The 16,977-nt window shown below is 67.4% G+C and carries 15 protein-coding genes and 3 tRNA genes; 14 read left to right on the top strand and 4 right to left on the bottom strand.

Annotation, left to right across the window (positions count from 1 at the left end):
* Positions 1-467: 467 nt before the first annotated feature.
* The gene (locus tag BM150_RS08740; protein WP_092925925.1) at positions 468-893 is read right to left on the bottom strand and encodes a TIGR03668 family PPOX class F420-dependent oxidoreductase; all 426 of its coding nucleotides are present in this window, start codon (positions 891-893) and stop codon (positions 468-470) included.
* A gap of 28 nt (positions 894-921) precedes the next feature.
* Between BM150_RS08740 and BM150_RS08735 the strand changes: the two genes are divergently transcribed.
* The 7 genes from BM150_RS08735 to BM150_RS08705 all read left to right on the top strand — a co-directional run bounded on the left by BM150_RS08735 (position 922) and on the right by BM150_RS08705 (position 6,769).
* The gene (locus BM150_RS08735; protein WP_175496740.1) at positions 922-1,908 is read left to right on the top strand and encodes an alpha/beta fold hydrolase; all 987 of its coding nucleotides are present in this window, start codon (positions 922-924) and stop codon (positions 1,906-1,908) included.
* Positions 1,909-2,331: 423 nt separating this feature from the next.
* Positions 2,332-4,989 (top strand): putative bifunctional diguanylate cyclase/phosphodiesterase, encoded by a 2,658-nt coding sequence (locus BM150_RS08730; protein WP_092925923.1) that lies wholly within the window; start codon positions 2,332-2,334, stop codon positions 4,987-4,989.
* 172 nt (positions 4,990-5,161) lie between these two features.
* Positions 5,162-5,234: transfer RNA gene (locus BM150_RS08725), tRNA-Thr, on the top strand.
* 82 nt (positions 5,235-5,316) lie between these two features.
* A tRNA-Met gene (locus BM150_RS08720) sits at positions 5,317-5,388 on the top strand.
* A gap of 100 nt (positions 5,389-5,488) precedes the next feature.
* Positions 5,489-5,659, top strand: coding sequence for a 50S ribosomal protein L33 (gene rpmG / locus BM150_RS08715; protein ID WP_092925921.1), 171 nt, complete (start codon positions 5,489-5,491; stop codon positions 5,657-5,659).
* 229 nt (positions 5,660-5,888) lie between these two features.
* Positions 5,889-6,353, top strand: coding sequence for a MaoC family dehydratase N-terminal domain-containing protein (locus BM150_RS08710; protein WP_092926267.1), 465 nt, complete (start codon positions 5,889-5,891; stop codon positions 6,351-6,353).
* The gene (locus BM150_RS08705; RefSeq protein WP_092925919.1) at positions 6,350-6,769 is read left to right on the top strand and encodes a MaoC family dehydratase; all 420 of its coding nucleotides are present in this window, start codon (positions 6,350-6,352) and stop codon (positions 6,767-6,769) included. The genes BM150_RS08710 and BM150_RS08705 overlap by 4 nt, the downstream gene beginning before the upstream one ends.
* Before the next feature lie 477 nt (positions 6,770-7,246).
* Here BM150_RS08705 and BM150_RS08700 read toward each other — a convergent pair whose 3' ends face one another.
* The gene (locus BM150_RS08700; RefSeq protein ID WP_092925917.1) at positions 7,247-8,482 is read right to left on the bottom strand and encodes a pyridoxal phosphate-dependent aminotransferase; all 1,236 of its coding nucleotides are present in this window, start codon (positions 8,480-8,482) and stop codon (positions 7,247-7,249) included.
* A gap of 210 nt (positions 8,483-8,692) precedes the next feature.
* Between BM150_RS08700 and BM150_RS08695 the strand changes: the two genes are divergently transcribed.
* The 5 genes from BM150_RS08695 to rplA all read left to right on the top strand — a co-directional run bounded on the left by BM150_RS08695 (position 8,693) and on the right by rplA (position 11,631).
* Positions 8,693-8,765: transfer RNA gene (locus tag BM150_RS08695), tRNA-Trp, on the top strand.
* A 108-nt stretch (positions 8,766-8,873) separates the two neighbouring features.
* Complete coding sequence (gene secE, locus BM150_RS08690) at positions 8,874-9,260, top strand: preprotein translocase subunit SecE (protein WP_092925914.1); 387 nt, start codon at positions 8,874-8,876, stop codon at positions 9,258-9,260.
* A 96-nt stretch (positions 9,261-9,356) separates the two neighbouring features.
* A complete protein-coding gene (nusG, locus tag BM150_RS08685; RefSeq protein WP_092925912.1) occupies positions 9,357-10,205 on the top strand; it encodes a transcription termination/antitermination protein NusG in 849 nt (282 codons plus the stop codon).
* 159 nt (positions 10,206-10,364) lie between these two features.
* Complete coding sequence (rplK, locus tag BM150_RS08680; protein WP_092925910.1) at positions 10,365-10,799, top strand: 50S ribosomal protein L11; 435 nt, start codon at positions 10,365-10,367, stop codon at positions 10,797-10,799.
* A gap of 115 nt (positions 10,800-10,914) precedes the next feature.
* The gene (gene rplA, locus BM150_RS08675; RefSeq protein ID WP_092925908.1) at positions 10,915-11,631 is read left to right on the top strand and encodes a 50S ribosomal protein L1; all 717 of its coding nucleotides are present in this window, start codon (positions 10,915-10,917) and stop codon (positions 11,629-11,631) included.
* A gap of 206 nt (positions 11,632-11,837) precedes the next feature.
* On the opposite strand, the gene BM150_RS08670 is transcribed toward rplA, so the two are convergent.
* Both BM150_RS08670 and BM150_RS08665 read right to left on the bottom strand, forming a co-directional pair.
* A complete protein-coding gene (locus tag BM150_RS08670; RefSeq protein WP_092925906.1) occupies positions 11,838-14,072 on the bottom strand; it encodes a hypothetical protein in 2,235 nt (744 codons plus the stop codon).
* 193 nt (positions 14,073-14,265) lie between these two features.
* Entirely contained in the window at positions 14,266-15,195 is a 930-nt protein-coding gene (locus BM150_RS08665; protein ID WP_092925904.1) for a hypothetical protein, read from the bottom strand.
* 331 nt (positions 15,196-15,526) lie between these two features.
* On the opposite strand from BM150_RS08665, the gene rplJ reads away from it, so the two are divergent.
* Both rplJ and rplL read left to right on the top strand, forming a co-directional pair.
* Positions 15,527-16,042 carry a 50S ribosomal protein L10 gene (gene rplJ, locus BM150_RS08660; protein WP_092925902.1) on the top strand — a complete coding sequence of 172 codons (516 nt, stop codon included), beginning with the start codon at positions 15,527-15,529 and terminating at the stop codon, positions 16,040-16,042.
* A gap of 95 nt (positions 16,043-16,137) precedes the next feature.
* Positions 16,138-16,524, top strand: a complete 387-nt coding sequence (rplL, locus tag BM150_RS08655) for a 50S ribosomal protein L7/L12 (RefSeq protein WP_092626290.1) — start codon at positions 16,138-16,140, stop codon at positions 16,522-16,524.
* Positions 16,525-16,977 lie beyond the last annotated feature (453 nt).

Here is a 16,977-nt window from a genome sequence, read left to right as displayed (position 1 = left end):
CTGCGGCCGATCAGTAGTGTCGATTACGCGTCCCGCGCTCCCGGTGACCCCCAGGCCGGTTGAGCGCGGGACGCCTTTGCGTAGTTAGTCCGCGCGATTTTCGTGGGTGGTGCTGTTGCGGAACCTCTCGCACGGCTCTCGCTGCGGGTCCGGCGACATCGGGTAGCGACCTACACAACGTCTCCGGCGTCCTCGCGAGAGCCGCACGGGAGAACCCCGGGCGGTGCCGTTTGCGGGGGTGGTGGGGGTTCGGCCTGCGAGGGTGGTGGGAGCTCGGCCCCGCGTCGTAGCGGCGCGGCGATTTCGTGGGAAATCGACGGAGTTCGGGGGCCGCACCGCCCACTGCGGCGGCGATTTCGTGGGAAATTGACGCCTTCCGCGCGGGGAACCGCCCCATGCGCACTGTAGGACTCGCCCAGCGGCGCGGCGATTTCGCGAGAGATCGACGCCGGTCGGGGCATCCGCCGTCAGTCGGCCGCGGCGGCCCAGCCGGTGATCCGTCGTACCTCGATCAGTATCAGGCTCGCGGTTGGTGGCCGCCGTCGGTACTGCTCGTACTTGTCACCCAGCGCCCGCACGGCTTCCGGAACGGTTTCGGCCGAGTGGATCGAAGCCGTGCCGTCCACGCGTACCCACCAGAGCTCGTCCCAGTTCTCCGAGTAGTGATCGGCCAGCACCGAGACCAACGGGTTCCGTTCGATGTTGCGCAGTCTGCGCAGCGAAGTGGTGGTCTTGGGTTTGTGGTCCACGGCCGTGGCGATCCGTCCGCCGCCGTCGGTCAGCGCGAATGTCACGGGAACCAGATGTGGCTGCTCGTCACGGCCCACGGTACCCAGCCGAGCGACGCGCGCCCGGTCGAACAGTCGGATTGCCTGCTCCCGGTCGATGCGCATGTGGTGATTCGCTCCGTATGTTCGTAATGTGTTCTCGGGTTCGCGAGCCAGGCCTCCCATCGGTTCCGCCGAAGCCGTCCCCGGGTATCTGGAGCACACACACTGGCTGCGCTACCAGGAATTCTTCCCCGGGGCGCTGCGCAGCACCACCACGGACTCGCCCACCGAACACTGGTGGTCCTGGCGCGGCGTCCCGCTGCACCTGGACGTCGTCCGGCGGGACGACGCCGCGGCCAAACTCCTGATGCTGCACGGTATCGGTGGTTACGGCAGGATGCTGGCGCCCTACGCCAAGTTGCCCTCGCTGGCCGAACTGGAGTACGTGGCACCGGATCTTCCGGGGCACGGGTTGACTCCCGAGGTCGGTTCCCACCTCACCTATCGGCACTGGGTGGACTGCGTGATCGACCTGATCGCGGCCGAGCGCGTCGCGGACCGTCGACCGGTGGTGCTGTTCGGGATGGGACTGGGCGGCTGGTTGGCCTATCAGGTCGCCGCCAGGGTGCCGGGCCGAGTGGCCGCGTTGGTCGTCACCAGCCTGGCCGATCCGCGCGGCCCGGAAGTGCGTGACGGGCTGGTCGCCAATCCCGGCGCGGGGTGGTTGTCCGAGGCGCTGGCGCGGGCGCCGATGCCGCCCCCACCGCACCGGGTTCCGCTGCGCTGGCTGCTCGACATCACCGCGGTTTCCGGCAACGCGCGGCTGGCCGCCACTTACTCCGCCGACGAACTCGGCGGTGCCGCCACGATTCCGTTGCGGCTGTTCCGGAGTTACCTACGTCTGCCACCCGCCGTTTCGCCCGCGAACTTCACCGCGCCACCGTTGCTGCTCGCCTCTCCCGAGGCCGACCGCTGGACTCCGGGCGTGCATTCCGAACGCCTCCTGGGGCGGTTGAACGCGCCGAAACGCTCGGCACCCCTGCCGGAATCCGGTCACCTGCCCGGAGCGGAACCCGCACTGGCCGAACTGGACCGAGCGGTGCGTTACTTCTTCGAGGAGTTCCGGATACCGCACTGACGGGGCCAAGCCCGGAGTCAGCCGCGCGGAGACGGGTCGGTGCGTTCCGTTCTTCGCCGAAGACCGGCCAGTGGGTAGCACCAACGTCGAGCGCCGGGAACAGCGATTATTACCGAAAGTGTCAGATCAACACGTACCGTGCCCCTTCGAATGGGTTGCTGCGGCAAGGTTCACAGCGGTTTTCGGTTGCTGTGCGTGATCTCTTCCTGGTTCTGTTTCCCGGTGCGCTGTGTGTCCCTCGCTGATCTTTCCGTGTGCTTCGGAGGATGAATCGGCCACATTTAGTGGTGGGGTTTAGTAATCTGCTCGATGGTCCATCCACGATGGCACCAATCGAAGACTGGTCAAGCAGGGTTGTCGTGCGTCACGATCGACGCTGAGTAACGCGACCACGAAACGGGTCGCTTGGCGGGAGGAGCGTGGATGATCGAGCATCACCGCTCTTCGGAGTCGGGGTTGACCGCCGATGTTCCCCGCCCTCCGGTTCGCTCCGAAGTGTCGCCGCGAAGGCGGCGCATCTTCCTGGGATTCTCGCTTTCCGTGCTGCTGAGCGGGATGCTCGTCTCGCTGTTGGTGGCGCTGTGGCTGCCGTTCCCCCGGGACCCCGATCTGCTGTTCATCGGTCCGCTGCTCGCGGTCGGGTTCCTGCTGGCCGAGCAACTCACGATCGACGTGGACGCCAAGCGAGTCGGCTGGACCATCTCCTTCACCGAGATCCCGCTCATTCTCGGGCTGCTGACCGCCCCGTTCGAAGTGGTGCTGGCGGCCAACCTCGTCGCGGGACTGGCGATGCAGGTACGCAAACGCGCGGCCAGTCATGTCGCGTACAACGCCGGGGTGCTGTGCTGGGAGATCGCCGTCCCGTTCCTGATCGCGGGCACGTGTCGCGGTGCGCTCGGTGAGGTGGTGCCGCTCTGGCTCTGCGCCGGGATCGGCGCCGCCAGCTCCTCGCTGATCAGTTGTGGTTGCGCCGTGGCCGCGCTGTACGCGCTGGGCAACGGAATGCGCGTGTCCGCGGGGCTGTTGCTCGGCGGCCGTACCCTCGTCGTCGGGCTGCTGAACACCTCCATCGGACTCGTCGGTTACGAACTCGCGGTCAACACCCGTTGGGGCTGGGCGCTGGTGACGGTGCTCATGGCCGGCGTGCTGGCGCTCTACCGCGCCTACTCCGGGTTGCTGCGCGAACAGCGCGACCTGGAGGCACTCAGCGACGTGAGTCTGCGGGTCGCGCGTTCCGGGCAGCACGCGGCACGAGTACCGTCCGATTCGGACGCACCGGCCGTGAGTGCCATCGGTGAGCAGGTCTCGATCGACGAGTGGGAACCGGTGGCCGAACGGATCAGGGAACAGCTCAATGCCACTCGTGTGGTGCTGCGCCTCTCGTTGGACCCCAGGGGAGAGGTCAGCACCCTGGTGGCGGGCACTCCGCAGCCGGAGGAGATGAACACCGACGGGGCAACGCTGCTGCGCGAGTGCTCGATGCTGCAACTGCCGGGGACGCACGTTCGTTCCTTCCGCAGCGTCGACGCCCCGGAGGACATCCGCGGGGCGCTGAACCGCAGGGCGGCGCACGAGGCTCTGGTCGTGCCGCTGCGCGGTACGAACCAGCTGCTGGGCGCCATCGAGGTGCACGACAGGGTGAGTCGGTGGCGCGGATTCGGGCGTGCCGACATCAGGCTGCTGCACACCCTGGCGAGTCATCTGGCCACCGCGATGGACAACCGCAGGTTGTTGGCCCGGTTGCGCCACGACGCCTATCACGATCCGCTCACCGGGCTGCTCAACCGCACCGGTTTCCGCGAGATGTCCGCGGAGGCGCTGCAGGAGAACACCGCCGTGGTGCTGCGTGTCGATCTCGAACTGCTCACCACGGTCAGTGAGGCGCTCGGCTATGCCTGGGGCGACCGGATGATCGTCGCGGCGGGCAGGCGGATGCGCGAGTACCTCGGGGCGCACGTGCCGGTCGCACGACTGGAGGCGAACTCCTTCGCGGTGCTGCTGCGGGGGCACACCGAGGCGCAGGCCGCGGAGATCGCGGGTGCGCTGCGCGAGCTGATAGCCGAGCCCTACCCGCTCGACAAGCTCGTGGTGGAGGCCACGGCCGTGGCCGGGTACGTCTCCTCCGTGCCTGCGGAGGAGGACACCGAGGGCGACGTGGACGTGCTGCTGCAACGTGCCGACGTGGCGGTGCGCGCCGCGCGCACCGGCGAGGACGGCGTGCGGGGTTACGTCCCGAGCATGGGGCAGATCTTCCTGCGGCGCTTCCAGCTGGTTACCCAGTTCCGGCAGGCGCTGGAGAGCGGTCAGATCGAGGTGCACTACCAGCCCAAGGTCGCGCTGCCCGGTAAGCGCATCGTCGGCGCCGAGGCGCTGGTGCGTTGGTCGCACCCGGAGTACGGGCGTCTCTCACCGGACGAGTTCGTGCCGGTCGTGGAGGCCACCGGGCTGGTGGACGCGCTCACCGAGTTCGTGCTGGAACGCGCGCTGATCCGCATCCGGGACTGGCTGGACCGGGGGTTGCGGCTTTCGGTGGCGGTCAACCTCTCGGTGCGCAACCTCGCCGACGAGACGTTTCCCGAGCGGGTGCGGGAGGCGTTCGACCGGCACGATGTGCCGCCCGGGTTGTTGACCTTCGAGCTGACCGAGTCCAGCGTGATGGCCGATCCGGACCGCTCGTTGCCGGTGCTGCGCAGACTGCGGGCGCTGGGCGTGGTGCTGGCGGTCGACGACTTCGGAACCGGCTACTCCTCGCTGGCGTACCTCAGGCAACTTCCGGTCGACGAGGTCAAGATCGACAAGAGTTTCGTGCTCGGCATGGGAACCGATCTCAGCGATATGGCGGTGGTGCGTTCCATCGTCGAGCTGGGGCACTCGCTGGAGCTGAGCGTGGTCGCGGAAGGGGTCGAGGACGACGCCGCCAGGGACCAGCTCGTGCGGATGGGGTGTGACACCGCGCAGGGATACCTCATATCCCGTCCGCTCTCCGAGGAGCGGTTCGAGTCGTGGCTGTGGGCGCGGACCACGCGGGAATACCCGAAGGGGGCTCCGGAGTTGGGCGAGACGGTGCTCCGGGTCAACTGATCGGGTTCCTCCGGATGAGCTGTCCGAACGTTCGGTCGGTGTTTCCCAGCCGTGCGGTGAGTTCACCCCGAGGCGTCGAGAGCGTTGTTGACCTGCGGATATACCAAAAACCACCCCCGGTGCGGCGGCGGTGCGGATGTTGTGTAGAGTAGTAATCGCTCCGCGAGGGCACGCCCCAATAGCTCAGTCGGCAGAGCGTCGCCATGGTAAGGCGAAGGTCTACGGTTCGAGTCCGTATTGGGGCTCTGTGGGATGGCCGCGGCACTCGGTTAAACTGGGTGCTGCGGCTGTCTTGTGAAGGTACTGTGTACCAGCGGATGTCCGCGAGGCGGTGTAGCTCAGGGGCAGAGCAAACGGCTCATAATCGTTGTGTCGCCGGTTCGAATCCGGCCACCGCTACTCCTGCGGCTGAGATGCCGCCCGGCCCGGGGCGGTATACACGTGGAGTGAACCGGACGGCAGCCTCGTCCGGTTCCAGACACGAGAGAGAGGTCTCCCCGTGGCTAAGACGCCCACCGATATTCGCCCCAAGATCACTCTTGCGTGTGAAGAGTGCAAGGAGCGCAACTACATCACCAAGAAGAACCGTCGCAACGACCCGGATCGCATGTCGCTGAAGAAGCACTGCCCGCGTTGCAATACTCACCGCGAGCACAAGGAGACCCGCTGAGTTCTCGCCGAACCCTTCGGGGTTCGGGCCGGGATCGCTCGCGGAACGGTGTCCCCGGAACCACTCGGCCGGACTCGGCTGCGAAGTGCCCGGGTCGACGACCTTCTCGGAAATCCTCCTGACCGCTTCGGTGATCGGGCGTCTCGACCAGGGGTCGAGAGGACTCGGGAAACCCGCTCCGGCTCCCGCCGGGGCGGGTTTCTTTTCGTGCTGCGGTAACCTGCGGGTTGTGCCGCTCGACGAAGGATTCATCGGACGTGAGTACCCGCCCAGCGACCCCTACGAGGTCGGGCGGGAGAAGATTCGCGAATTCGCGGAGGCGATCAAGGACGATTCGCCGCTGTACCGCGACACCGAGGCCGCCAAGGCCGCCGGTTACCCGGACGTGATCGCTCCGCCCACGTTCGCGATGCGGCTGTCCGTGCTGGCGCAGGAAGCCGTGGTCGAGGACGAGCAGCTGGGGCTGGACTACAGCCGCGTCGTGCACGGGCACCAGGCGTTCCGGCACCACCGGCCGATCCGTGCCGGGGACGTGCTGGTGGCCGTGGCCCATGTGGACGACATCAAGGCACGTGCGGGCAACGACTTTCTCACCGTGCGTGCCGAGATCGGCACGGCCGAGGGGGAGCCGGTGTGTACCGCCACGTCCACGCTGGTGGCTCGTGGCACGGCCGAGGAGGGAGATCAGGCGTGACGACGACGCTGTCGCCGGTCGCGAAGGGCGACCGGCTGCCCGAGTCCAGCGTTTCGATCACCAGGACGGATCTGGTGCGGTACGCGGGGGCGTCGGGGGACTTCAACCCGATTCACCACAGCGACTCGTTCGCCCGTGAAGTAGGTCTTCCGGAGGTGATCGCGCACGGCATGCTCACCATGGCGCTGGCCACCAAGTTGGTCACCGACTGGTTGGGCGATCCCGGGCGGATCATCGAGCACGGTGTTCGGTTCACTCGCCCGGTCGAGGTTCCCGACGACGGGCAGGGGGCCACGGTTGAGCTCTCCGGCAAGGTCGCCGACGTGGGCGAGGACGGCACCGCGAAGATCAACATAACCGCCAAGTGCGCCGACCAAGGTGTGCTCGGCGGCGCCTACGCCTTGGTGAGGCTGTGACCCGCTCTGGCGCGGTGGTCGGTTAGCCGGTACGTGAGTCGGCGCCTTGCTTCGTTAGGCCGGCTCTTGAGTAGCGACCTACGCGGCGAGCGGCCCGGCCTTGCAATGCATCCGACTCACGCACCGGGGACACCCGCGCGGCGTCGCTCGTGTTCGCTTCCCGATGGGGGTCTTCGGGGGCGATTTCGCGAGAAATTGACACCCCCGAGCAGCGGGCGGGCCCGGGCTCCGTCAATTTCCCACGAAATCGCCGGGCCAACAGAGCCGACGATCAGCCACCCTCCCACCACTCCCGCGGGCCGAGCTCCCACCACTTACGCAATCGGCGCCGCCGCGGGTTCTCCGGTGGGGCTCTCGCGAGGAAGGCCCGACGTTGTGTAGGTCGCTACCCGATGTCGGGCCTCCCCGCAGCGAGAGCCGTGCCAGAGGTTCCGCCGCTGAACCAGCTACGGAAACCGAGCGGCTTACCCCGGTACCTCACTTGGCTTCGGAGAGGAGGGTGGCCATCCGGCGGACACCCTCGGCGAGATCCTCGTCGCCGAGTGCGTAGGACATCCGGAAGTAGCCGGGTGTCCCGAACGCCTCGCCCGGCACCACGGCCACCTCGGCCTGCTCCAGGACGAGTTCGGCGAGTTCGGTGCTGGTTCGCGGCCGGACCCCGCGTATCTCCTTGCCGAGCAGTTCCTTGACGGACGGGTAGACGTAGAACGCGCCCTTCGGCTCCGGGCAGCTCACACCGGGAATCGAGCCGAGCATCTCCACGATGGTGCGCCTGCGCCGATCGAATGCCTCGCGCATCTCGGCCACCGCGTCCAGCGGTCCGCTCACGGCCTGCAGCGCGGCCCGCTGCGAGACGTTGGACACATTGGACGTCAGGTGGGACTGCAGGTTGGTCGCGGCCTTGATCACGTCGGTCGGGCCGATCATCCAGCCGACGCGCCAGCCGGTCATCGCGTAGGTCTTGGCGACCCCGTTGAGCACCACGCACCTGTCGGCCAGCTCCGGCACCTCCACCGGCATGGAGACGTGCCTGGCGTCGCCGTAGACCAGGTGTTCGTAGATCTCGTCGGTGACGACCCAGAGATCGTGCTCCACCGCCCACCGGCCGATCTCGGCGACCCGCTCGGGCGGGTAGATCGCCCCGGTCGGGTTGGAGGGCGAGTTGAACAGCAGCATCCTGGTGCGCGGGGTGCGAGCGGCTTCGAGCTGTTCCAGCGTCGCGAGGTAACCGGTGGACTCGTCCGTGGGGACCTCGACGGGGACCCCGCCCGCCAGCCTGATGGCCTCCGGGTAGGTGGTCCAGTACGGCGCGGGGAGCAGCACCTCGTCGCCGGGGTCGAGCAGGGTGGCGAACGTCTGGTAGACGGCCTGCTTGCCGCCGTTGGTCACCAGCACCTGGTTCGGCTGGATCACGTGGTTCGAGTCGCGTGCGGTCTTGGTGACGATCGCCTCACGCAGTTCGGGTAGTCCCGACGCCGGGCTGTAGCGGTGGTTGCGCGGATCGGAGCACGCCTCCGTCGCCGCGCGCACGATCGGCTCCGGGGTGGGGAAGTCCGGTTCACCGGCGCCGAATCCGATGACCGGGCGTCCCTCGGCCTTGAGTGCTTTGGCCTTCGCGTCCACTGCGAGGGTGGCCGATTCGGCGATCGCGCCGACTCGGGCCGAGACGCGGGATTCGGTGGTCGAGCTTGCCTGTGTTCCGGGTGCGGCCATGTCCGCATCGTCGCAGACGCGTGTCGCGTCGTACGAACCGTGCCCACCGAGGATGTCGGATTCGGGGACGGGGTTGGAAATCCACTTCGGTGATGTCGTACACTCTCGTACTCGGGAAGCCCGCACGGTTCGATCGTGCCGGACCCGCTCACGGTGCGGTGTCGGTCGGGACGTAGGGTGTACCGATGTGGTCGGGACGACCGATCGCGGAGGGGTGTAGCTCAAGTGGCAGAGCAGCGGTCTCCAAAACCGCAGGTTGCGGGTTCAAGTCCTGTCACCCCTGCGTCGATGTTGACGGTGAGCGGAGGAAGTGGAAGGTGTCGGCCGTGCGAGTCTCGGTGACCACCACTGACGAGTTCACGCGTCCGACGAGCGCCATCTAGGAGGAGGCGTGAGCGAGGACCGCGAGCAGGACCAGGATGGTAACCGGGACGAGGAGTCCCGCCCTTCCAGTGCCGCCGCACGCCGTAGCCGCCGGGCCTCCGGGCGTTCCAGCGCCCGGAAGGGCACGGGTGGTGATTCGAAGGACGCGACCGCTCCCAAGGGCAGGCCGACTCCCGCCAGGGACGGCCGCGGAGAACGGGTTTCGCTGTTCCGCAGGATCGGCCGCTTCTTCCGAGAGGTGGTCGCGGAGCTCCGCAAGGTCATCTGGCCGACGCGCAGGCAGCTATTGACTTATACTGCGGTGGTGCTGGTGTTCGTCAGCATCATGGTCGCGTTCATAGCCGGTCTGGATCTGCTCTTCGCGCAGGGTGTGCTCCAGTTGTTCGGCAACTGAATGCCGACCGTGGGCAGCTAGACGCCCGCACGGACTTCGTGCGGTGGCGAATGCCATCCACCGGGCACGCAACGCACGAGAGGAAGCGAGACCACTGTGACCTCCTACGACGGCCAGGAGTTGACCGGCCTGTCCGATGAGCAGGACGCCGTGACCGCGGAGGACTCCGCCACGGGGTCGTCGGACCCGGCCGAGGAGCGTCCCGAGGTGGACTCCGGCGGAGATGCCGAGGCGGGCGCTTCCGCGGACACCGCCGACTCCGAGGACAGTGCCGAATCCGGGGACAGTGCATCGGCTTCCGAGACCAGTGATGACGAGGAAGCCGAAGCGGATCCGGTCGAGGAGCTGCGCGCCATGCTCAAGCGCGCGCCGGGCGACTGGTACGTGGTGCACTCCTACGCCGGTTACGAGAACAAGGTCAAGAACAATCTCGAACACCGCGCGCAGACGCTGGATGTCGAGGACTACATCTTCCAGGTCGAGGTGCCCACCGAAGAGGTCACCGAGATCAAGAACAACCAGCGCAAGTTCGTGCAGCGCAAGGTGCTTCCCAGCTACGTCCTCGTCCGGATGGAGCTCAACGACGCCTCGTGGTCGGCCGTGCGCAACACTCCGGGCGTCACCGGCTTCGTCGGGGCGACCTCGCAGCCTTCGCCGTTGAGCACCGAGGAAGTCCTCAAGTTCCTCGCTCCGCAGGCCGAGCGCGAGGCCAAGGAGACCGCCGCCAAGAAGGCCGCCGCCAAGCCGGAGCAGGGCAAGAGCGCCGCGGTCGAGGTGGACTTCGAGGAGGGCGAGTCGGTGACGGTGATGGACGGGCCGTTCGCGACGCTGCCCGCCACCATCAGCGAGGTCAACGGCGAGTCCCAGAAGCTGAAGGTACTGGTGTCGATCTTCGGCCGCGAGACGCCGGTCGAGTTGTCCTTCGACCAGGTATCCAAGATCTGACCCACTCCCGGTTTTTCGGGAGTGTGGTTGCCGCGGTGGCCGGCAGGGGCGCGCCGCGGCTCTTCGGCGGGCGGTTCGGTGTTGCCGACCGCCCGTGCGCGTGCCGGTGTGCGTCGCGCGCCCGGCACGGACCACAGTAACGAGGACAGGAAGAACGAAATGCCGCCCAAGAAGAAGCGACTCGCAGCGATCGTCAAGCTGCAGATCTCGGCCGGTCAGGCCAACCCCGCGCCGCCGGTCGGTCCGGCGCTGGGTCAGCACGGCGTCAACATCATGGAGTTCTGCAAGGCCTACAACGCCGCGACCGAGAACCAGCGCGGTGACGTGGTGCCGGTCGAGATCTCCGTGTACGAGGACCGGTCGTTCGACTTCAAGCTCAAGACCCCGCCCGCCGCGAAGCTGCTGATGAAGGCAGCCAACGTGCAGAAGGGCAGTGGCGAGCCGCACAAGACCAAGGTGGGTTCGGTCTCCCGCGATCAGGTTCGCGAGATCGCCCAGACCAAGTGGGTCGACCTCAACTCCAACTCGATGGACGAGGCCGAGAAGATCATCGCCGGTACCGCCCGTTCCATGGGTCTTCGCATCCAGGACTGACGGCGCTCCGTGCGGCCCGGCCCCGTGCCGGGGTCGTACCCCTTGATCCACCGAAAGTGTGGGAGGGCTCGCAGCGCGGCCCCGACCACAACTGATCCGTTGAACAGGAACAGACATGGCAAAGCGCAGCAAGGCATACCAGCAGGCAGCCGAACTGGTTGACCGCAACCGGATCTACTCCCCGAAGGAAGCTGTCGAGCTGGCGAAGAAGACCGCCAAGACCAAGATGGACCCCACCGTCGAGGTGGCCCTGCGGCTCGGCGTCGATCCGCGCAAGGCGGACCAGATGGTCCGCGGGACCGTGAACCTGCCGCACGGTACCGGCAAGACGGCCCGCGTCGTCGTCTTCACCTCCGGCGACAAGGCCGCTGAGGCCGAGTCCGCCGGTGCCGACGCTGTCGGCTCCGACGACTTGATCGAGCGTATCCAGGGCGGCTGGCTCGATTTCGACGCGGCCGTGGCCACCCCGGACCAGATGGCCAAGGTCGGCAAGATCGCCCGCGTGCTGGGCCCGCGTGGCCTGATGCCCAACCCGAAGACCGGCACGGTGACGCCGAACATCGCCAAGGCCGTGCAGGACATCAAGGGCGGCAAGATCAGCTTCCGGGTGGACAAGCAGGCCAACCTGCACTTCGTCATCGGCAAGGCCTCGTTCTCCACGGAGGCACTGCTGGAGAACTACGCCACCGCGCTGGACGAGGTGCTGCGTTCCAAGCCCGCCACCTCCAAGGGCCGCTACCTCAAGAAGGTCAGCTTCACCACCACGATGGGCCCGGGTATCGCGGTGGACGCGAACCGGACCCGCAACATGCTCGAGACAGCGGCGGCATGACCGCCCGTTCCCGCGGCCGTTCGGGCCGCGGGGACTTCAGCGTGTGATCCGCGACCGGGCCACCCCTCGCCGAGGGGTGGCCCGGTTCGTTTTCGCGGCGGCCCGATTCGTTTCCCGGGTGGTCCGGTTCTACCCGTGCGCCGTTCGGACCGGCCCTGAGCAGGCCGGATCCGATTCCAGCGGCCGAATCCACCGGGCTCGACGTGTCACTGGCTGAACCAGTAGCCGTAGGACATGTAGTCCGGGTAGGGGCCCAGGTAACCGGCGCGGGGCCGGAACTCGACTCGCAGCGTCGAGTCGGTGACCAGCTCACCGGGAACAGTGAACGTGGCCTCGTGCCAACCGTCGCCACCCGGTAGCAGGGTTCGGTCCCGCAACTTCCGGCCGTTGGCGAAGACCGACATTTTCGTCGGATCGGGTGACTCTTCGTTGCGGGCGTAGCGTGCGGTGACCGTGACCGGTTCACCGGGGGTCAGGTTCCGGGCGGTGAGGGCCTCACCACCGATCACGTGCCTGCCGCTGTCGACCACCTCGCCGTCCGGCGAGTTCACCGTGCGCAGGTCGGTGTAGGGCTGGAACTCCCGGTGCGCGGGCAGCACGTCGTAGTCGTGCCGCTGTTCGCTCCGCAGATCGGCCACGTTGACGTGGTCGCGGATCCGCCCCGGCGCGTCGCTCTCCACCGGCCGCTCCCCGGAACCCAGCGAACTCCAGTCGGCCTCGTGGATCACCACCTCGTCACAGAGCTTCGACGCCTGGCACGCCCCGGCCGACCCGACCGTTCGGTACGAGAAGGTCGGTGACTTGGAGTGGAACGTGGCCAGCGGTTCCGCCGCGAACACGCCACCGTGGTCGAGGTCGTGCACCTTCCACTCCGTGAACACCGCGAAGTAGTCGGGGCGCCGCTCGGCGGGCATGTCGCGCAGCACCTCGTAGATGCTTCCCGCGCCGTGGTTGTTGGCGCTGGTGAACCGGTTGGTGGTCAGTCCGACGAGGTCGACGATCCGGTGACTGCCGAGGTAGGCGGGTGCTCCCACGTCGTTGACCGCGAGCACGGCGTTCGGGGGCAGTTCCCGCTCCAGGAACGCGGTGAACGAGACCTGCTGGCCCCGGATGCCCGCCGACTGCTGTCCCAACCGGATCGCCCAGGACGGCATTTCCGCCACGGTGAACAGCAGCGCGGTGACCAGGCCCGCGTGCAGCACGATCCGCCGGTTGCGCCGGTCGCGCAGCAGCCGGCTCACCCCGTGGAGCCCGATCACGGCCAGCAACAGCAGTATCGGCAGGAAGGGCTGGTGGTAACGCAGGTGGTGAATGGTGGCGGCGTGCAGCGTCGAGATCGCCAGCAGCACGAGCAGGTATCCGATCGCCAGCGCCCACGCCAACGGGGTCCACCGCGTTTTCCGCACCAGCAGCGCGATCGTGCCCGCCACGGCCAGCAGCAGCGTTCCGGGGAACACGAAGTCGAAGCTGTTGAGCCCGTTGAACACGCGCAGCAGCAGGTGGAACTGCTTCAGCACCTCGTCCAGGAAGCCTGTCGGGTAGAAGATCGGCTCGTACAGCAGCGATTTCGCCCGCATCCCGTTCGCCGAGGTGTGCCCGGTGGTGATCACGTAGAGCAGCACCTGGCCGAGGTAGGCCACCAGCGGTAACAGCAGCGGGGCGAGGCGGGCGAGCGACCCCGCCCGCGATGAGCCGGAAGCACGCGCCCCGCGCAGCGTCGTCCACGCCATCGCCACGCTGAGCACCAGCACGAACAGGAACGCCTCCGGGCGGCTCAGCGCCGCCAGCGAGGCGATGATCGGTGTCCACACGAACCGGCCTCGCGGGGCCTCGACGGTGTAGGAGAGCACCGTTCCCGAGACCAGCAGCGCCACGAGCCCGATCTCCATCCCGCTGACCGAGCCCCACAGCAGCACCCCGTTCGTGGCCACGAGCAGACCAGCCCAGACGCCGACCCGTCGGTCGACCAGCGCGTGGCCGATCCGGTACACGCACACCGCCGTCAGCGCCATGCACAGCGCGCCGAGCCCCATCGCGGCCGGGAGCAGCGCCGCGCCCTGGAATCCGAGCGTGTACAGCCCGCCGAGAACCAGCATGTAAAGCAGGCTGCTCGCCCCCGTGCTGACCGGGTCCCCGGTGTTGTACCGCAGGAAGTGGCCCTCGGCGAACTGCTTCGCGTACTGCAGGTGGATGTAGGAGTCGTCCAGCGGCGGGATGAAGTGCCACTCGTTGTAGGACAGGTTGACGATCACGAACAAGGCCGACAGCAGCAGTGACAGCGCCCCGATCATCCAGGCGGGATCACGTCGCGCGAACCAGCCGCGTAAGCGTCCGGCTCGCGTGGGCGTTTCGTGGCCGGGGCCGTTCCCACCAGGTTCCGTGGATCCTCCGGAATCGGGGATCGCGGGGTCGGGATCGTCGCCTTGCTCGGTTCGGTTCATCGGGCGGGGACTCCTGCGGCGGCTGCGCTGTTGACGGGGGAGGACTGCGCTGCTGATGGGAACACCGGGCTGTTGATGGAAGGATCACTTCGCGTCGCCCGGAAAGTCGCGACGTGTCGTTATCCTAAAGAGATCCCGGTGTCGCCCACGAGCAGGCCGACCGCGCCCTTTCCACGACTCCTTCCGCGCGGCCTCACTTCCCGCAGTTCGCGACGTCGTAACCGTCGATCCGCCAGCCGCCGGAGGACTCCTGCCGCAGCCGGAACACGCCGAGTCGTGGGCCACCGGTCACGCCCAGGTCGCAGGAGGAGATCCGGGCCCAGCTTCCGCCCGTTTCCGACTCGAACTCCCGCACCGCGTTCCGGTCGATGTCCGGGTTCTTGTATTCGAGCCGCTCGGTCACCCGTTCGTTGAGCCGCCGCGCCGCGGCTTGGCAGTTCGCGGCGTCGTGCGCGGTCGCGAACGCGCGTCTCGCGTCACCGTCGAACAGCAGGCAGACGGTGTCCGGTCGGTTGGCGAGTTCGTCGTAGACCGCTCGGACCGCGGCGGTCGGGGAGCGCTGCAGCATCGCCGACCTGCTCTCCTCGCCCCCCGGGGAGGAGCCGTTCGACGCCTGTCCACCACCACCGCCGAACATGCTGTTGTACAGGTACATCAGCACCAGCAGCAGCACCAGCAGGTATAGCAGTCGTCGCACGAACTTGAACCGCAGCAGCCGCAGTGCACGGCGGTACCAGGGGCGCTTGCCACCGGCGGCGGTGGGCTCGGACACCGGCGGTGTGTCACCGTACCGCCGCCGCATCTCCCGGAACCGTTGGAACTCCAGGAACTGCTGGTACTCGCGGTGGGCGTCCTCCTCGCCGGAGCGGGTGGTTCCGGCGTTGCCCGATTCCCCGCCCGTTCCGGCCGCGTCGTCCGACCCGTTCGTCCCGAAAGTCTCGGTCGTCCCGAAAGTCTCGGTCGTGCCGGGAGTCGCATCAGCTCGCGCCGGAGCGCGCTCGGACGGGTGCTCGTCCACCACCTCGGCGTCGATCGGCTCCGCGGCGTTCGCCCCGTCGGTTCGTTCCGGCGGGTGTCGCGGGGGGCGCTCGGAGGGCTCACGGTGATCGACCACGGTAATCATGATGCCCGGTGGCGCAAGTCTTCCTCGGGAGGCGGGGCGGGGGTGGCTGCCGTTCCGAGGAATCCGTGGCGTACGCTGGAACAGGTTCCACCAGAGACCGCTGGTCTTTTCCCTCGGTGAGGTTTCCGGCACCGTCCGGTTCCCCCGGTGGAGAACGAAGGTCCCGTAGAGACGGGCGACCCGCGCAGGAGGACGAGGCCCAGCAGCGCGAGATCACTGTCGCGCGGTGGATGATCTTCCACGCCCCGTGCCGAATGCGCCGGGGCGTTTTTGTCGTCTCAGGGCACTTGGCGACCGGCACACAGTCGCGAGGCACTAGAGAGGAGGCGACATGGCGAGGCCCGAAAAGGTTGACGCGGTCAATGAGCTCTCGGAGAACTTCAGCAACGCGACCGCGACCGTCGTGACCGAGTACCGCGGACTGACCACGGCCCAGCTCAAGCAGCTGCGCCGCAACCTCGGTGAGGACGCGACCTACCGCGTCGCGAAGAACACGCTGGTCCGGCGCGCCACCCAAGAGGCGGGCGTCGAGGGCATCGACGATCTCATCCAGGGTCCGACCGCGCTCACCTTCATCAGGGGTGAGCCGGTGGACGCGGCGAAGACGCTGCGCGACTTCGCCAAGGACCACAAGGCCCTGGAGATCAAGGGCGGCTACATGGACGGCCGCCCGATCTCGGCCGGTGAGGTCGAGCGCATCGCCGATCTGGATTCGCGCGAGGTCACGCTGGGCAAGCTGGCCGGTGCGATGAAGGCGAAGCTCAACGAGACGGCGGCCCTGTTCGCCGCGCCCGCTTCGCAGGTCGCGCGCATGACAGAGGCTCTGAAGGGCAAGAAGGAGGAGTGAGCCGTCACCGCCGTTCTCGGCGGTCGGCCCGGTTCTCCCGCGAACACCACCCGTGCGCCGCGCGCAGGCGCTGCTGATCCGAAAGGAACATCATCATGGCCAAGATGAGCAACGAAGAGCTGCTGGACGTCTTCAAGGAAATGACCCTGCTGGAGCTCTCCGAGTTCGTCAAGCAGTTCGAGGACACCTTCGACGTCACGGCCGCCGCTCCGGCCGCCGTCGCCGCCCCGGCCGCGGGTGCCGCCCCGGCCGAGGAGGAAGAGGAGCAGGACGAGTTCGACGTCATGCTCGACGACGCCGGTGACGAGAAGATCAAGGTCATCAAGGCGGTCCGCGAGATCGTCTCCGGCCTGGGCCTCAAGGAGGCCAAGGAGATGGTCGAGAACGCTCCGAAGCCGGTCGTCGAGAAGGTCGACAAGGAGCGTGCCAACGAGGTCAAGGGCAAGCTCGAGGAGGTCGGCGCCAAGATCACCCTCAAGTGATCCAGCCGGTACCTCACGGGGCGGTCGCCTTCGGGCGGCCGCCCCGTTCTCGTCCTGAGCACCCTTGTCCGGTTGACCCCGCTCGTGCGGTCGTCGCTGCTCGTCCTGCCGTCGTGGGGCTCGGCCGGATACGAACCCTTGTCGGGAATTTCTCGGTGCGAGCATGTGCAGCGTGTTGCCGATAGGGTCTTTATCCCCTGAAAGGGTAACTTCGCCTTTAACGGAAAGTGATAGGAATTCGAGAATTTTGCTGAGCTCCGGCTGAGGAATTCCTGAGAGAAGGTGCCGTCCGATTACGATCGGTGTTCGGCTCGTGGGGTTGGCCCTGAGTTGGGGGCTGCACGGTGATCAACGCCCTGACCAGGTATGACGCTGTGTACACACGTCGGTTTTTTCTTGTTTCGTTGTGAGCTGTTTCTCTTGGCGTCCCCTGTCGGGGCTGGCTACAGTCGG

Source organism: Actinopolyspora alba, assembly GCF_900112765.1.
Taxonomy (GTDB): domain Bacteria; phylum Actinomycetota; class Actinomycetes; order Mycobacteriales; family Pseudonocardiaceae; genus Actinopolyspora; species Actinopolyspora alba.
This window is presented reverse-complemented; position numbering and strand designations above follow the sequence as displayed.

Bases quoted from the DNA above. Each gene is read 5' to 3' on its own strand.
- BM150_RS08740 (WP_092925925.1), bottom strand. From the start codon at position 893: ATGCGCATCGACCGGGAGCAGGCAATCCGACTGTTCGACCGGGCGCGC.
- BM150_RS08730 (WP_092925923.1), top strand. From the start codon at position 2,332: ATGATCGAGCATCACCGCTCTTCGGAGTCGGGGTTGACCGCCGATGTT.
- BM150_RS08700 (WP_092925917.1), bottom strand. From the start codon at position 8,482: ATGGCCGCACCCGGAACACAGGCAAGCTCGACCACCGAATCCCGCGTC.
- rplK (WP_092925910.1), top strand. From the start codon at position 10,365: ATGCCGCCCAAGAAGAAGCGACTCGCAGCGATCGTCAAGCTGCAGATC.
- rplA (WP_092925908.1), top strand. From the start codon at position 10,915: ATGGCAAAGCGCAGCAAGGCATACCAGCAGGCAGCCGAACTGGTTGAC.
- BM150_RS08670 (WP_092925906.1), bottom strand. From the start codon at position 14,072: ATGAACCGAACCGAGCAAGGCGACGATCCCGACCCCGCGATCCCCGAT.
- BM150_RS08665 (WP_092925904.1), bottom strand. From the start codon at position 15,195: ATGATTACCGTGGTCGATCACCGTGAGCCCTCCGAGCGCCCCCCGCGA.
- rplJ (WP_092925902.1), top strand. From the start codon at position 15,527: ATGGCGAGGCCCGAAAAGGTTGACGCGGTCAATGAGCTCTCGGAGAAC.
- rplL (WP_092626290.1), top strand. From the start codon at position 16,138: ATGGCCAAGATGAGCAACGAAGAGCTGCTGGACGTCTTCAAGGAAATG.